General features: G+C 66.6%; 13 protein-coding genes. 2 read left to right on the top strand and 11 right to left on the bottom strand.

Annotated features, from left to right (window positions below):
• Nucleotides 1-82 precede the first annotated feature (82 nt).
• From ACTHQX_RS12935 to ACTHQX_RS12905, 7 genes are all read right to left on the bottom strand, one after another.
• Nucleotides 83-2722, bottom strand: coding sequence for a hypothetical protein (locus tag ACTHQX_RS12935; RefSeq protein ID WP_440157776.1), 2640 nt, complete (start codon nt 2720-2722; stop codon nt 83-85).
• Nucleotides 2723-2729: 7 nt separating this feature from the next.
• On the bottom strand, nt 2730-3524 hold the full coding sequence (locus ACTHQX_RS12930; RefSeq protein ID WP_440157777.1) for a peptidoglycan-binding protein: 795 nt from the start codon (nt 3522-3524) through the stop codon (nt 2730-2732).
• Nucleotides 3525-3721: 197 nt separating this feature from the next.
• Nucleotides 3722-5962 carry a S9 family peptidase gene (locus ACTHQX_RS12925; RefSeq protein ID WP_440157778.1) on the bottom strand — a complete coding sequence of 747 codons (2241 nt, stop codon included), beginning with the start codon at nt 5960-5962 and terminating at the stop codon, nt 3722-3724.
• Nucleotides 5963-6593: 631 nt separating this feature from the next.
• Nucleotides 6594-6986, bottom strand: coding sequence for a hypothetical protein (locus tag ACTHQX_RS12920; protein ID WP_440157779.1), 393 nt, complete (start codon nt 6984-6986; stop codon nt 6594-6596).
• A gap of 150 nt (nt 6987-7136) precedes the next feature.
• Nucleotides 7137-8888 carry an aa3-type cytochrome oxidase subunit I gene (gene ctaD / locus ACTHQX_RS12915; RefSeq protein WP_236804959.1) on the bottom strand — a complete coding sequence of 584 codons (1752 nt, stop codon included), beginning with the start codon at nt 8886-8888 and terminating at the stop codon, nt 7137-7139.
• Nucleotides 8889-9018: 130 nt separating this feature from the next.
• Nucleotides 9019-9483: a DUF4383 domain-containing protein gene (locus ACTHQX_RS12910; protein WP_236804958.1), complete on the bottom strand. Its 465-nt coding sequence runs from the start codon at nt 9481-9483 to the stop codon at nt 9019-9021.
• A gap of 105 nt (nt 9484-9588) precedes the next feature.
• The gene (locus tag ACTHQX_RS12905; RefSeq protein ID WP_236804957.1) at nt 9589-9957 is read right to left on the bottom strand and encodes a LuxR family transcriptional regulator; all 369 of its coding nucleotides are present in this window, start codon (nt 9955-9957) and stop codon (nt 9589-9591) included.
• 110 nt (nt 9958-10067) lie between these two features.
• On the opposite strand from ACTHQX_RS12905, the gene ACTHQX_RS12900 reads away from it, so the two are divergent.
• Nucleotides 10068-10997, top strand: coding sequence for an FRG domain-containing protein (locus ACTHQX_RS12900; RefSeq protein WP_236804956.1), 930 nt, complete (start codon nt 10068-10070; stop codon nt 10995-10997).
• On the opposite strand, the gene ACTHQX_RS12895 is transcribed toward ACTHQX_RS12900, so the two are convergent.
• The gene (locus tag ACTHQX_RS12895; protein WP_236804955.1) at nt 10991-11407 is read right to left on the bottom strand and encodes a CBS domain-containing protein; all 417 of its coding nucleotides are present in this window, start codon (nt 11405-11407) and stop codon (nt 10991-10993) included. The genes ACTHQX_RS12900 and ACTHQX_RS12895 overlap by 7 nt on opposite strands.
• A 64-nt stretch (nt 11408-11471) precedes the next feature.
• Nucleotides 11472-11894, bottom strand: a complete 423-nt coding sequence (locus tag ACTHQX_RS12890) for a hypothetical protein (protein WP_236804954.1) — start codon at nt 11892-11894, stop codon at nt 11472-11474.
• Nucleotides 11895-12272: 378 nt separating this feature from the next.
• Here ACTHQX_RS12890 and ACTHQX_RS12885 point away from each other — a divergent pair, with 378 nt between their 5' ends.
• Nucleotides 12273-13691: an ABC transporter substrate-binding protein gene (locus tag ACTHQX_RS12885; protein ID WP_440157780.1), complete on the top strand. Its 1419-nt coding sequence runs from the start codon at nt 12273-12275 to the stop codon at nt 13689-13691.
• Nucleotides 13692-13714: 23 nt separating this feature from the next.
• On the opposite strand, the gene ACTHQX_RS12880 is transcribed toward ACTHQX_RS12885, so the two are convergent.
• Entirely contained in the window at nt 13715-14710 is a 996-nt protein-coding gene (locus ACTHQX_RS12880; protein WP_440174599.1) for an ADP-dependent NAD(P)H-hydrate dehydratase, read from the bottom strand.
• On the bottom strand, nt 14694-15500 hold the full coding sequence (locus ACTHQX_RS12875) for a histidine phosphatase family protein (protein ID WP_440157781.1): 807 nt from the start codon (nt 15498-15500) through the stop codon (nt 14694-14696). The genes ACTHQX_RS12880 and ACTHQX_RS12875 overlap by 17 nt, the downstream gene beginning before the upstream one ends.
• Between the last annotated feature and the right edge of the window lie 24 nt (nt 15501-15524).

The raw sequence follows: 15524 nt of genomic DNA, 5'->3' as shown, positions 1-15524 counted from the left end.
ATTCAAATATATGTTGCCTGGGACACATCGCCGTTCAGCGGGCACCCCGTGGCCCGCGCTCGTTATTTCGCCGCCCGGGGGTCTACGGGCCGGCCGCGTCCTGCGTCGGTGACCCGGGCGCCGCGCTGGCAGGACCCGTAGCCGCCGGGTCCGGGGCCGCACCTGTCGGGGCTGGTGCGGGAACTGCGGGGTCCGGGGCCGCACCTGTGGAGGCTGGCGCGGGAACCGCAGGGCCCGCCGTCGTTTCTGGCGGCGGCGCACCCGGAGATGCTGCGCCCGGCGACTGCGCACCTTGCGACGGGACGGCCGGCTGCCCCGGCGTCGGTGCACCCGGCTGGGATCCTGAGCCCGGGTCAGACCCGCCAGTGGCTCCGGGCGACGGCGATGATCCGGGCGACGGCGCGCCCGTGCCGGTTTCGGGCTTGGCGCTTGGATCGGTTCGGATGATCTCCATGAGCTGTTCCTTGTAGGCGCCCAACCGTCCCTCGATCTCGGACAGGGGAACGCCCTGCAGGGTGCGTCCGAACTCGGCGATCTCCTGCCACAGCGCATTGAGCCGGGCCATGCCGTTCGTGCTGAGCGGCCCGTCGAGGGTGAGTACCAGCTGGCTGGCCAGGGCGTACGTCAGGCAGCGGACGCAGTTGTAATTCGCGGCGGCGGACAGGTTCTCGGGGACCACCACATCCGCCTGGCCAACGATCAGCACCACCTGGAACCCGACGGCCACCGCCGCGCAGTCCCTGCAACTGGCGAAGGCGTACGCCTCGTTGCGGGTGTCCACCGGCCCGTCCTCGGCCCACACCAGCGCGAACGCGACGTCGTAAGTAACGGAGCCGTCGGTCCTGTTCACGGCGAGTGCCTGGTTGCCGTCCTCTTCCGGGGCCGGGGGCTTGTCGAAGGGAAAGACCCACGACGGCGGCGCGGCGTCACCGGTTGCCGTACCCGGGCTTTGGTCTCGGGCCGGGCCGGGCTGGTTGCGTTCCGTTTGGCCCGGAGCGGATGCGGTTGCTGCTCCTTGCCTCGGCACGAGCACCATGCTGAGTTGCGGCTCCTCCCGCGTGGGCAGCGCCGTTCCGTCCGGCCAGAGCGCCACGGTCTGCCCCGTCCGGCCCTCGTGAAGGGCGCCGTCGGGACCAGCCATGGCCGGATAGACGGCGGCCGTGGCATCGGCGAGGGTCCCGCGTTCGTAGGGCTGCACCGGGCGGTAGTTGTCGGGCCCTGGCCACCACGCCCACGCCAGCCCGGCGGCGACGGCGCCCGCCGTTGCCAAGGCGGTCGCGCGCTGCAGGGGCCTGCCCCGGGTTTTGGTCCAGAGGCCCGTGAGGAGTTGCCGCGCCAGCCGCAGCAGCATGTACACCACGCCCAGCACGGGAAGGACGACGGCGGCAATCGCCAGCACGCGCACGGCACCGTCAGCAACGTTTCCACTCGTAAGGCTTCCGGACAGAAGGGCTTGCTGATGCTGCAGGCTCGCCCACGCCGTGCCCAGGAGCCGCGGGAAGGAGACAACCATGAGCACCAGGCTGAGCAGCAGCAGGGGGACGGTGACCAGGACCCAGACCGTGATGATGGCCCGCGCCCACGGCCTAAGGGCCTGCGCCTCGGGTTCAGGCTTGCCCCAGCGCCAGGGCAGAAGCCCGTGCAGAGTGGGCCGGATCCGCTGGAAGAGGTCGGGCACTCCTGTGGCGTCGGCCAGGATGTGGTACCCGTCGAAGCGGACCAGAGGAAGGAGTTGGCGCACCATTTGCAGGATCTGCGTGAGCACCACCAGGAGCAGCGCATCGAAACCTGTCGCCCACCAGACACCCATGGTGGCGATCGCGACGATGGCGTTGAAGTACAGGCCGCCCATATCCGTCCGCAGCCTGCCACCACGCCCCAGCCGGTAGGAGTCGGTGACATCCGTGTAGAAGGCTGGCCAGACGAGGTAGAGCCCGGCACCCATCGCGCCGGGAGTAGCACCGCCGCGGCGTGCTGCAGCGGCGTGGCCGAATTCGTGGAAGCCGGCCGACAGTACCGTGACGGCGAAAATCAGCAGGAGCAGCCAAGGGTTGGCGAAGGCGTCGTGCGTGGCGGAGGCCAGGCCTTTAACCATCAGGACCCACCAGCACGATGCCAGGAATCCCCCGGCGACAACTGCCACGATCAGGGGATTGAACAGCACCGCGAACGGGGCCGTCAGCCTCCGGGTGCGTTCCGGGTCCGTGACGGTGTACCGGAATCGCATGCCCAGCAGCGGATCCGTTCGGCGGACTTCCGGCTGCGACCCGTCCGCCAGCTGCAGCAGGCCAAGTGGCAGCAGCTGCCCCTCGATCAGCGTCCTGACATTGTCTCCGGTGATGAGCCGGCCTGACCGCGGGCTGGCCACCTCGGCGATCTCATCCACGTCCCGAACACCGTCGATGGCTTCGAGGACGTGAAAAAGCAGCCGGGTGAGCTGGATGGTCTGGCCGTCGGCTCGGCGGACCAGCGAAGGGGCCTCCCGGTACCCGGACGCCTTCGCCTCACCGATGAGCTGGATCCCCGCCGCCCGCACCGGCACGTCGCCGCTTGTGCCAGGGCTGAGTACGACGGCGGCGGGGGTACCTCGCGTGGGGGACCCGCCGGCCGTCGTCGGACCCGGTGAGGGAACCGGATCCGGTGAGGGAACCGGGGTGGCTGGGGGCGTAGGGGAAACCGGCGGGCCGTCCACGCCGGACGGCCCGCTGTGTTTGGCGCTCATTCAGGAACTACTGCTGCAGATCGGACTGCTGATCTGCCGATGCGGTTGCCTCGCCGTCGATGTCCTGCGTGATGATGGCGTCCTGCTGGGCCACGGCGAAGGCATCGCTGTCGATCGAGCCGATGTTGGCTGCAACTGCGGCGTCGATGGGCGCGGCAACGTTGGCGTTCGCAGCCACGGCGCCGTTGATGGGTGCGGCGATGTCGGCGTCGGCCGCGAGATCTACGTTGACGTTGAGCAGGTCCCCGTCGAGGGCATCGGCCGGATCGACGGGTAGGGAGCCGACACCCGTGCCGTCGGGAAGGGTTCCGTCCGGAAGGGTGCCGTCGGGAACCGTGCCATCGGGCAGCGTGCCGCCGTCGATGAGGCTGTCCGAGGTGTTGTCGGAAGCGCCGCCGTCGATGACGCCAGTCGAGGTGCTGCCCGGCGTCGCGCCGTCGACATTTCCGCCGTCAGCATTCCCGCCGTCAACACCGGATCCTTGGGTGATGGTGCTGTCCTGCACGGAGTCCGCCGTGGCATCCGCCGTAATTCCCTGGTCGATGATGACGCCCTGGTCGGCGAGGGCCTGCGACTCCGACCCAAAGGACAGGATGTTGGCGGAGGCCGCCGCGTCAATCGGCGCTGCGACGTTGGCATTGGCCGCCACGGCGAGGTCGATCGGCGCGGCGGCGCTGATGCCCAAGTCGAGGTCCGCGTTGAGGTCGAGTACGGACGCGACTTCCTTGTCCGGCAGGGCGGTGCCCGCCTGCGCATTGAGTTCGTCGTCGGAAAGCGGGGTCAATCCCTGTTCATTGCTCACGCTAGGCTCCAGTTCCGGCGTCGGATTCCCCGCCCCCAGCGGACAGGTGCACCGAGCCCGTATGCCCGTCAATAGTAAGCAGGATTACTATTTCCTGAAAACACCTCAGCGCAGGCGGGAACCCCACAAAACCCCTCCATTGCTCCGAAGATGCCCTTCTCAGGGTTCAAAAGGGCACTTCCGGAGCAACGGATGGGCTATTTGAGCCCGGCGCCGGGCAGCAGCTCCGTGGCCCCTAGCGAGTCCGCAATGAAGCCGTAATCCCAGGCCCGCTCGCGCCACTGCACATAGCGGCCCGAAGCCCCGCCGTGGCCACCGTCCATCTCAATCTTCATGACGATCGGCTCGCTGCCCGTGGTCTTGTTCCGCAGTTCCTGCACCCACTTGGCCGGCTCCACGTAGAGCACGCGGGTGTCGTTGAAGGACGTCACCGCCGCGATCTTCGGGTAGGCAACCTCGCGGACATTCTCGTACGGCGTGTACGACTTCATGTACTCATACACCGCGGGATCGGTGATCGGGTTGCCCCATTCCTCCCACTCGAGGGCCGACAACGGCAGCTCGGGGTCCAGGATGCTGGTGAGGGGATCAACGAACGGAACCTGCGCCACGATGGCGGTGTACTTCTCCGGGGCGAGGTTGGCCACCGCGCCCATAAGCAGGCCGCCCGCGGATCCGCCCAGCGCGGCGATCCGGTCCGGTGCCACCCAGCCGGACTGCGCCAGCCAGTCTGTGGCCGCAATGAAGTCTGTGAACGTGTTTTTCTTGCTGAGCTTCTTGCCGTCCTCGTACCAGTGCCGGCCGAGTTCGCCGCCTCCGCGGATGTGGGCGATGACGAACACAACTCCGCGGTCCAGCAGGGAAAGCCGGGCGATGCCGAAGCCCGGGTCCATGCTCAGCTCATACGAGCCGTAGCCATAAACCAGCCCGGCCGCCGTCGAGTCCTGCTTGACGGCTTTGTGCCGCAGCACCGACAGGGGGATCCGGGTGCCGTCGGCGGCGTCGGCCCACTCCCGGGTGGCCACGTAGTCGGAGCCGTCGTAGCCGCCGAGCACCGGGCTTTCCTTGCGCAGCAGCAGTTCGCCGGCCGGCCGCTCCGGCGTGGGCAGGACGAAGTCGTACACCCGCGACGGCGTGAAATAGGACGTGTAGCCAAGCCGGATGACGGGAGCTTCGTAGTCGGAGCCGCCCACCCCCGAGGTGTACAGCTCCTCATCGAATGCAGGCTCCACCGGAGCCTGCTGGGCGGCGGTGCCCAGCCCGGACAGGGGCCTCACCTGGACCCGCTCGATGGTGTCCTTCCGGATCGAGACCACCAGGTGGGTGGCGGTGACCCCCGCCCCGTTGACCCTGACGTCGTCGGAATGCTCGACGACGGTGCTCCAGTGCTGTTCGGCCAGCGGCTTGGACAGCTCGGCCGGGTCCACCAGCGAGACCATCGAGTTCACGGCGTTGCGGTTGTGGGTGATCAGGATGCGTTCGGTTTTCTGCCCGTCCGGGCCCTCAAGCAGGAAGGGTTCGGCCTCGTAAAGCACGCGCTCGTTGCGGGAGATGACGGTGGACAGGCCGCCCGCGGGGTCGTCAAAGCGCAGCAGGCGCGTTTCGCTGTACTCGGAGCAGCCGATGCCGAGCACGAGGTGACGCCGGTCCGAGGAGAGCTCAAAGCCCAGCCACATGGCGGCGTCATCCTCCTGGTAAATCACCTCATCGTCGGTGACGGGGGTTCCCAGGACGTGGGACTTGACCTGGTACGGCCGCCAGGAATCATCCACCACGGTGTAGAAGATGCGGGTGCCGTCCGGGGAGAAGGAAACCCCGTAGAAGACGTTCTCGATGATGTCCGGCAGCAGTTCGCCGGTTCGCAGGTCCTTGATCCGCAGGGTGAACCGTTCGTCGCCGGAGTTGTCCACGGCGTAGGCGTAAAGGTTTCCGTCGATGGTGACTGCGGTGCCGCCCACGGAGAAGAACGGCTTGCCTTCGGCCTCGACGTTGCCGTCCAGCAGGACTTCCTCACCGGGGATCTCGACGCCGGCCTCCACAGCCGGCGGCGTCCACTCCGCCACGGGATTGCCTGTGTTTCGGGCGCGGACCCGGCACTGGATGCCGTACTCCTTGCCCTCGACAGACCGGCTGAAGTACCACCAGCTGTCCTTGCGGTTGGGAACGGACAGGTCTGTCTCTTTGGTCCTGCTTTTGATCTCCTGGAAGATGGCCTCGCGCAGCGGTTCCTGGTGGGCCGTCAGGGCTTCCTGGTAGGCGTTCTCTGCCTTCAGGTGCGCCACGACTTCCTCGGACTCCTTGTCCCGCAGCCACTCATACTGGTCCAGGAAGGTATCCCCGTGATGCGTTCGCTCGGCCGGCACCCTCTTGGCGACGGGCGGCCGGGGCGGGGCAGCGGCGGAGGAGCTTGCGGGTTGCTGCAGCGGAGTGTGGGTCATTTCCTCAATATATAGAGCCGCTCCGACATTTGGGCTGCCGTTCGCTACCGGGGGAGAGGTTGGCTTTTTGACGCTCTCCGCCCGCAAGCCAAGGCCCTGTCCCCGTTCAGGCGCCGGGCGTATCCTGAACTCGCGTCAGCAATATGAACCCACACGAGCCTTCGAGGGGGAAGCATGACCATCCCGCCAGTGCATGAACCGGAGCCGTTTCCGCCGGAGCCCGGACCGGATCCGATGCGGCCGGACCCGTCCCGTCCCGCACCGCCGAACCCTGTTCCCACGCCCGAGCCGCCCGGCCCGCTTCCGGTGCCGGACCCCGGGCCCGAGCCACTGCGCCCCGACCCGACCCGCAGTTAGGCTGCCCGCCGGCCGTCCGCCGTCGTCGTCGAACGCGTGAGGATGGCGGTGAGGACACGCAAAATACCTGGGGACGCGGAAACTAGCTGGGGACGCACAAAATACCTGAGGACGCGCACATGGTCCGGCGATGCGGGGATTCCCGCATCGCCGGGCCATTTTCGTGTCCCGGGCCCAAATGCGCGTCGCCAACCGCATGCCGAGCAGCAGGGAAATGTCCCAATTCCGCAACATTCGGGATTTTCCTGTTACCTGAGTCACATGCAGGCTAGGGTTAGATCCGGTCGCAGCGTCGCGGCCAAGCATGAGGGGAGAAGTTTTGAACCAGAAGCTCAAGGTACTGGTCCGCGTGGACCTTGACTGCGGTGAGGCTCAGGCCGCCGCCCAGGGACATGTAACCGCCCAAAGCATCCAAGCTCTTTACGTCGTTATGAAGCGCGCCAACCACCTCCGTCAGGGCCTGCAGCTCGTCGTCGATGTCAGCCACGCCCGTGTCGAACCCGTCGCGCTGGAACAGTTGCGGGAATGCTCCAAAACGCACCACCTGCCGCGTTCCATTGATCCGCAGCAGTCCGAATGCAACGTCCGCGTCCTGGCCCCGGCCGACGGCGGTACGGGCGCCCGAGCGCGCCGCTTCCCGGTCGCTGCGGCTGCTTGAGCGGTTCATAAGTTAGCTGGACTGCACACCTTGCTGAACTGCACAGCTACTTGAACTGAACACAGCGAGGCCCCGGATTCCCCAAGGAGTCCGGGGCCTCAGTCTGTGCCGGAAGGTGCCTGCGGCAGCGGCCGGGCCTGAGTGCCAGGAGCCGCCGGATCAGACGTCCGGATTCGGGTTCTTCACGTCGCGCTCGCCGATGTCTGCAGCACCCAGAGCGTCAGCCACCGGGGAGTGCACGGCGTCGTGTTCGCGAACGCGCAGCTCGGGATGGTGCAGGTCCAGGGCGGGGCGTTCGGAGCGGATGCGCGGCAGGGACGTGAAGTTGTGCCGCGGCGGCGGGCAGGACGTGGCCCATTCCAGCGAGGCACCGAAGCCCCAGGGATCGTCGACTTCCACCTTTTCCCGGCTCCGGGCGGTGATGAAAACGTTCCAGAAGAACGGAATCAGCGAGGCCCCCAGCAGGAACGAGCCAATGGTGGAGAACTGGTTCATGGCCTCGAAGTTGTCCTGCGGCATGTAGTCCGCGTAGCGGCGGGGCATGCCTTCAACGCCTAGCCAGTGCTGGATCAGGAACGTGGCGTGGAAGCCCACGAGCAGCATCCAGAAGTGGATCTTGCCGAGGCGCTCGTTGAGCATCTTGCCCGTCCACTTCGGCCACCAGAAGTAGAAGCCGGCGAACATCGCGAACACCACGGTGCCGAAGACCACGTAGTGGAAGTGTGCCACCACGAAGTAGGAGTCGGAGACGTGGAAGTCCAGCGGCGGGGAGGCCAGGATGATGCCGGTCAGGCCGCCGAAGAGGAACGTGATGAGGAAGCCGATGCTCCACAGCATGGGGGTCTCGAATGTCAGCGAACCGCCCCACAGGGTCCCGATCCAGTTGAAGAACTTCACGCCGGTGGGGACCGCGATGAACATGGTCATGAGCGCAAAGAACGGGAGCAGCACGGAGCCGGTGACGTACATGTGGTGCGCCCAGACCGTGGCCGACAGGGCGGCGATGGCGATGGTCGCGTAGACCAGGCCCTTGTAGCCGAAGATCGGCTTGCGGCTGAAGACCGGGAAGATCTCGGACACGATGCCGAAGAACGGCAGCGCGATGATGTACACCTCGGGGTGCCCGAAGAACCAGAACAGGTGCTGCCACAACAACGCCCCGCCATTCTCGGGGTCGTAGATGTGGGCGCCGAAGCGGCGGTCCGCGCCGACACCGAACAGCGCGGCGGCCAGTGGCGGGAAGGCCATGATCACCAGCACCGAGGTGATGAAGGTATTCCAGGTGAAGATCGGCATGCGCCACATGGTCATGCCGGGGGCGCGCATGCAGATGATGGTGGTGATGAAGTTGACCGCGCCTAGGATCGTGCCGAAGCCGGACAGTGCCAGGCCGAAGACCCAGAGGTCACCGCCAATGCCCGGTGTAAACGTGGTGTTGTTAAGCGGCGCGTACGCCGTCCAGCCGAAGGACGCCGATCCCTGCGGGGTGATGAAGCCGGACACGGCGATGGTGGAGCCGAACAGGAAGAACCAGAAGGCCAGCGCGTTCAGCCGGGGGAACGCGACGTCAGGTGCACCGATCTGCAGGGGCATGATCACGTTGGTGAAGCCGGCGAACAGCGGGGTGGCGAACATGAGCAGCATGACCGTGCCGTGCATGGTGAACATCTGGTTGTACTGTTCCTTCGTCACCAGAATCTGCATGCCGGGTTCGAAGAGCTCTGCGCGGATGATCAAAGCCATCACGCCGCCGAGGCAGAAGAAAACGAAGGACGCGATCAGGTACATGTACCCGATGGTCTTGTGGTCTGTGGAGGTGATCCACTTGACCACCATGTTGCCTTTTCGGCGGGGCACCACACGAGGAGCCTCGGTGGCGGTGGTGCTGGCTGGTTGCTGATATGCGGTCATTTTCTGCCACTCCCCGGCATCGCGCTTCAACGCCCCGTTTGGTGCGGGGGTGCCGGCAACACCGTGAGCGGTTCACAGAACCGACGGCATCAGGATAGCGCCTGCGGCACCCCCGCAAAAGGTTTACAGATTAATGGCCCGTGGCTGGACCGTGGACCCTCCTGGTGTTGCGGGAGAGCAACAGGGCCAGTCCGATCATGCCGACGCCCAGCAGGAAGTGCAGCCAGTTGTCAGCTGTATTGACCGGAACGAAGTTTGCTGCGGTGTCGTGGCCGATGAGCAGGCCATACAGCCAGAGGACCAGGTATATGACCCCGCCGTACAGCAGGTAGCTCTTGGCCTGTCCCGGCGTCCGGGCCATGAGCAGTCCGGCCACGCCGAAGAGCAGGTGGACGATGTTGTGCAGGATGGATACCTGGAAGACGCCCAGAAGCATGGCTTCGGAGGCGGGTCCGGCCATTCCCAGCGACGGGTAATTCGAGGTGATGCCGGGAATGAAGCCGAGGATGCCGACGAGCAGGAATACTGCTCCGACGGCCTGGGCGGCCCTTTGCAGCCGGGACCTTGCACCGGCCGCGCTGTCCATGGTGGTCATGGCGCCTACTCCTTAATTGGAAGTGGTGAAACGGCTACTCAATTGGAACTGGTGAAGCGGCTACTCTGATGTGGCCCTGTTATGGAAGCCCGTTCTCGGCGGCACTTAGACCACGGTTTTGTTCCCGCGGCGGCGTCGCCAGACAAAGATGACGATCAGGGTGACAATCAATACCGCCGCGATGACGTACGGGGCGTAGTTGAGGCGGTTGGCTTCCGATTCGGCCGGTTCTCCGGTGCCTGGGTTGGCCGGAGGCTCCGACGGGGTTGCGGACGGGGACGACGTTCCGGTGGGCGCGGGCGTTCCGGCCGCATCGGACGTGCCCGTCTGGACCGCGACAGCTTGGACTGTCCCGGCGTGGACAGCCGCCGTTGCGCTCGTAACGGATGGCCCTGCATACGACGGTGCAGCGAGCAAAAGTCCGGCACCGGCAAGGGCAAGTACGGCGGTGAAAGTGGCAAACACTCTGCGCATAGATTCTCCTGCGGTTGTCCAATGCTGGCATGAATATAGTAAGCATGATTAGTATCTGAAGATAAGTACCCGGCGCAACTTGTGTTGGCGCCAGTCCAAAAGGCGGTTCTGTGGGAAACGGACAGGAAGTCCAAGTTGGAGATCTTCAGGAGCTGGTCTTTGCCCTGACCCAGGACCAGTGGCAGCCGTCGGAGGCCAAGTACCGCATCAACATCGCCTACCGCGGCCTCTCCTCGGACGAATACCCGCTGGAGACCGGCCTCGCCAGGCTGCAGGCTGAAGCCGCCGGTGGCCTGGAGCAGCACCTGCTGCGCAACTTCAAGAAGTACGCCCACCGGAATGCCACGCCTGGCGATTCGCTCTGGAACTGGCTGAGCGTCGCGCAGCACCACGGACTTCCAACCCGCCTGCTCGACTGGACGTTCTCCCCGTACGTCGCACTCCACTTCGCCACCTCGAACCTCCGGGGCTACGGGCGGCCCGGTGTGGTTTGGTGCGTGGACTACGTGGCGGCGCACGAGCTGCTGCCGTCGGGCCTGCGGACCCATGTGGAGCCGCTGGGCCACGGCCTGTTCACCACAGAAATCCTCTCCGCTGCGGCTGAGTCGCTGGAAGGCTTCGATGAATACAGGTCCGACGACGGCGGCGGCGTCCCGCTGTTCTTTGAACCTCCGTCACTGGATGACCGGATCGTCAACCAGTCCGCCGTGTTCTCGATCATGACGGATCCGGAGGCTTCGCTGGCGGACTGGCTGGCGGAGCATCCGGAGCTGTACCGCAAGGTGGTGTTTCCGGCTGAGTTGAAATGGGCCATCCGGAACCACCTGGACCAGGCAAACGTCACCGAACGTGTGCTGTTTCCCGGCCTCGACGGGCTGTGCCGCTGGCTCGCCCGTTATTACGGCGACCGCCCCGAGCAGGTGTACCCGGACGCCCAGATCTCGCCCACCGAGCCTGCCGACACCGAGCCTGCCGACAGCGGCGACGGGCAGCCCGGTTCCGGCGATGGGCAGCCCGGCACCCGCTCTGGCGCTCAGTAGGAGATGAACTCCACTAGTTCGCCCACCCGGTCCTCCGGATAGTTCCTGGCAATGTCGGCCTGGCTGAGCATTCCGATCAGGTCGTGGCCGTCGATGACCGGCAGCCTGCGCACCTGGTGCTGCTGCATGGTCCTGATGGCTTCCTCGACTGTGTCGTCGGCGCCGATGGTCACGGGCTTGCCTTCGGCGAGATCGCCTGCCTTGGTGCTCTTGGGGTCGCCGCCTTCCGCCAGGCAGCGGACCACGATGTCCCGGTCGGTCAGCATGCCCTTGAGCCGGTTGTCTTCACCGCAGATCGGGAGGGAACCAACGTCGAGGTCTTTCATCTTCCTGGCCGCCTGTTCCAGGGTTTCGTTGGCGCCGATGCACTCTGCCCCACCGGTCATGATGTCGCGTGCCAAGATGGACATTGCCGTTCTCCTCACCTTCGTTGCCCGTACGACGGCGGGCTGCCGCCGCTCCCTGCGGTCCTTGTCAGTCCGGCACCTCCATTTGGAACCCGCAGACGCAGTGCAGCAGCCGGGTGGGCAGATGCACGTCGTGGATGGTGCGGTGCCGGCCGAGCTCCGAGCCGAAGATGCTGCTGGTTCCCGAACTGGCCGATGTCATCGGCGCGCCGCAGTGGAAGTATTCGCCGCCGAATTGCAGCACCCCCATCACCTGGCCGTGACGGTTCAGCACACCGGCGACATCGTGGACGCCGGCCGGGTGGGCATAGAAGTGGTCGCACTCGACGCAGGTGTAGGACACGTCCACTAAGCCGTCCTGCGGGGGATGAAGGGCCTCGATCGACTCGACGATCAGGTGCTCATCCGTCTGGCACTCGGAACACCACAAGGGGTCGCCGGACGGACGCTGCGCTTCGCCGGGCAGTTGGGCGTTGGAGATAGTCGTCATTGACGTGCTCCTGGTAAGGGGGCATCGGTGCCCTGCTGCTTGAGCTCAATCCCACGCTTAAAATACTCCCGCCCTCCCGGAGCAAGCAATAGGAGCCCCAGCCGGCCGGGCTCCGCCGAAACAGCCGGCCGGCCGCCGTCGTACGCCTTCAATCCCTGATAGCGCACGGCAGCAGCATCCGGATCCTCTCGCGGACGGCCTCCGGCGGAATGAGCGGGGGCCGTCCCTTCATTTGCGCCCCGAGCGGTGCGGAAGCCCCGCCCTGCTGACAGTCGGGCAGCAATTGGATACGCTCTTAATACAGGTCTCCTAGTTGTGCGCGGGGGTTCGTTGCCCGCCGTGCACCCATACTGCGGCACCGTTTGGCAGGAGCGCCAGGTGAATAGGACCAGAGGCCACGTCAGGGCGGGCGTTCTAGCGGCGGTGTCCTTGGCGGCGGCCTTCCTGGTGTCGTGCACGTCCGGCAACGGGCAGCCACCCGCACCCAACCTGGACGCCGACCACCACAACATCACGGTCTGGACCACCGAGACGCTTCCGGACCGCATGGCCAAGCTTCGGGTGGTCATCGAGGATTTCACCGCGGCCACAGGCATCAAGGCTGACCTTGTGGGGGTGCCCCCGCACCGCTTCAACCAGGTGCTGACCTCCTCGGCCGCCTCCGGAGACCTTCCCGACGTGATGGCTTCCCTGTCGCTGGGGCAGGTCCGGACCATGGCGGCGGCCGGCCACATCAACTACAAGACAAATGCGGACATAGTGCAGAGCCTCGGCGAACAAACCTGGACCGCCCGCGCACTCGAACTGACGCGCGAAGACGGCCAGCAGCTGGCCGTCCCCGGCTCCGCCTGGCAGCAGCTGATCTATTACCGCAAGGACATCTTCGCCGAGGCTGGATTGAAGGCGCCGCGGACGTACGCGGACATTGTTGCCGCGGCCAGGAAGCTGAATTCCCCGGAGCTGGCGGGCATTGTCGCGGCAAACAAGACCGGCCAGGCTTTCACGCAGCAGTCCTTTGAGCACATTGCGCAGGGCAACGGCTGCGAGATGGTCGATGCCAAGGGTCGTATCACGTTCGGCAGCCCGCAGTGCGTGGCGGCGCTCGCCTTCTACCGAGACCTGCTCAGGGACTACTCCAGGCCCGGCGTCCAGGATGTTGATACGGTGCGGACCGCGTACTTCGCCGGCAAGGCCGCCATGGCGATCTGGCCCACGCACATGTTGGATGAACTGGCCGGCACCCGCGTTGACGCACGGCCCAGTTGCCCCGAATGCAGCAAAGACCCGCTGTTCCTGGCGCGGAACACGGGGGTAGTTGCCGGCCTCCAGGGTCCCAACGGGCAGCGTCCGGCACACTTCGGCGAGGTCATCTCGTGGACCGTGACAGCTGATTCGGACACCGAACCTGCCCGCCGGTTCGTGGAGTACTTCCTGACCGACGGCTATGCCGACTGGCTGGCAATCGCCCCGGAGGAGCGGGTTCCCGTGCGCTCCGGCAGCGCCGCAAATCCGGGCGAGTACGCGGAGGCCTGGATGTCCATTCCCGTGGCAGCGGGAAAGGCTGAGCGTTTCGGCAGCGTCTACGGAAAAGACCTTCTCTCCACCGTGCTGCAGGGCTCCGGGGACCTGGAACACTGGGGGATTGTCCCGGGCCACGGTGACCTTGCCGCTGCTGCTACGAACGAACTGCCCATAGCGAATGCCGTCAGCGACGTTGCAGCGGGCCGGGCCGGGCCGCAGGCCGCAGCCGCCAAGGCCGCCGCGTCCCTCCGCTCCATCCTGAAGTCAATGAAGTGAGCCGCCGGTTGCGCTGGCCGCTGCTAGGTGGACAACTCCATCATGAGCGGGGGCAGTTCCTCGGCAAGTTCCCGAGCCAGATAGCCCAGGCTGCCCACCCGGCTGGCGAGCCTGTCGCCTGCTGCGGCGTGAAGGTGCGTGCCCCAGCAGGCGGCCTGGGCGTCGCTGGTGCCCCGCGCGCGGAGCCCGGCAATCGCACCCGCCAGAATGTCGCCGCTGCCGGACGTCCCCAGGCCGCCGTATCCGGTAGTGATTTCCCAGTGGTCTCCGGTGTCCGGGAAGTCGACGCCGGGGGGGCCGGTGCCGGGTGCGCCGCCGTCGGGGTTTCCCACGCCGGGAGGCCCGGCAATGACGCCCTGGCAGCTCACCACCGCCCGGTACTTCCGGGCGAGCTCGACGACGTCGGCCGCCAAGTCCGCAGCGTCCCGGCCCAGCAGGATCCCGGCCTCGGTGGGGTTCGGCGTGAGGATCAGCCGCCCCGCCCAGGGGCCCAGTTCGTCGAGCAGCCGGGGGAGGGCGCCCAGGGCGTAGGCGTCAAGCACAACTGTCGGAGCATCACCCGGATCCCGGGAGGACTCATGCCGCAGCAGGCCGCGGAGGAGGGCTTCGGTCTGCTCGATGTCGTCCAGTCCCGGGCCGATCAGGACGGCATCGGCCGCATCGAAGTCCGCGAGCAGGTTTTCCAGCCCGGCATCGGCCACGGAACCGCCTGCGGACTGGGGCAGCCCGATCACCCCTGCCTCCGGCAGCGTCACCCCCAGCTGAACGGCCACTGACTCCGCTACGGCCAGGGTCACCCGGCCGGCTCCGGCGCGCAGTGCGGCGGTGCCGGCGAGCAGTGCGGCACCCGGAGTGCGCCGGCCGCCGCCGATGACCAGCACCGCGCCGCGGGAGTATTTGTCGGAACCGGCCGAGGGCAGCGGCCAGCTCCGCAGCAGCGTCGGCGTGATCAGGGTGGCGGCCGCGCCGGCGGCACTGTCGGCGGCAGGCGCCCTGGCAGGTTCAGCGCGGGTGGACACTGGCGTCCCCGGCGTGTTCCGTCACTTCAACGCCCTGCTCCATCAGGTGGTCGGCCACGTTGAAACTGTCCAGCGTCCACGGGCCCACGCCGTCCGGCCGCACATAACGGGTCATCGAGGCGTTCAGGACCGGATTGCTGGCCGCCACGTCCAGGAGCTCCCGTTCGGACATGCCTTCGAGGATGTAGCGGAACAGCATGACGATGGCGTCGTGGCAGACCAGCATCACCCGGTGGCCGCTGCCCAGCGCGTTCAGTTCCCCGATCACGGAACGAAGCCGGAGTGCCACGTCCGCCCAGGATTCCCCGCCCGGCGGGCGGTAGTAGAACTTGCCCAGCCACCGCCGTCGTTCTGCCTCCTGCGGAAGCCGGGTTTCCACGCCAAAGGCAGTGAGCATGTCCAGGATGCCCAGTTCGCGGTCGCGGAGGCGCTCGTCCGAGCGGACGGGGACGGGCCAGCCCGCCGTCTCCACGGCGATCTCCGCCGTCTGGTAGGCACGCATGTACGGGGAGGAGATGACGACGTCGGGCCGGCGGTCCTCGGGAACCGCCGCCAGTGCGCGGCCCAGGGCCGTCACCTGTTCCCGCCCAGTGGAGGAAAGCTCGACGTCGGCATCACGGGCCGGGACCGCGATCACCTCGGCGCCCGAAACCGTTGCGTCGGTGGCGGCCACGTTGCCCTGGCTCTCGCCGTGCCGGATCAGGATGAGTTCCACGGCACCGGCGGTCCAGGCAGCCGGTACCGGGGCATCCTTGTGCGTTCCGTCAGCGGAGATTCCGTTCTGTCCCACGATTGCACTCCCGTTCAGCCTAGG

Source organism: Arthrobacter sp. SAFR-023, from assembly GCF_051965295.1.
GTDB lineage: Bacteria > Actinomycetota > Actinomycetes > Actinomycetales > Micrococcaceae > Arthrobacter.
The sequence above is the reverse complement of the archived record's forward strand: the minus strand, read 5'-3'. Positions and strand labels throughout refer to the sequence as shown.

Bases quoted from the DNA above. Each gene is read 5' to 3' on its own strand.
- ACTHQX_RS12890 (WP_236804954.1), bottom strand. From the start codon at position 11,894: ATGACGACTATCTCCAACGCCCAACTGCCCGGCGAAGCGCAGCGTCCG.
- ACTHQX_RS12910 (WP_236804958.1), bottom strand. From the start codon at position 9,483: ATGACCACCATGGACAGCGCGGCCGGTGCAAGGTCCCGGCTGCAAAGG.
- ACTHQX_RS12935 (WP_440157776.1), bottom strand. From the start codon at position 2,722: ATGAGCGCCAAACACAGCGGGCCGTCCGGCGTGGACGGCCCGCCGGTT.
- ACTHQX_RS12920 (WP_440157779.1), bottom strand. From the start codon at position 6,986: ATGAACCGCTCAAGCAGCCGCAGCGACCGGGAAGCGGCGCGCTCGGGC.
- ACTHQX_RS12905 (WP_236804957.1), bottom strand. From the start codon at position 9,957: ATGCGCAGAGTGTTTGCCACTTTCACCGCCGTACTTGCCCTTGCCGGT.
- ACTHQX_RS12895 (WP_236804955.1), bottom strand. From the start codon at position 11,407: ATGTCCATCTTGGCACGCGACATCATGACCGGTGGGGCAGAGTGCATC.
- ctaD (WP_236804959.1), bottom strand. From the start codon at position 8,888: ATGACCGCATATCAGCAACCAGCCAGCACCACCGCCACCGAGGCTCCT.
- ACTHQX_RS12925 (WP_440157778.1), bottom strand. From the start codon at position 5,962: ATGACCCACACTCCGCTGCAGCAACCCGCAAGCTCCTCCGCCGCTGCC.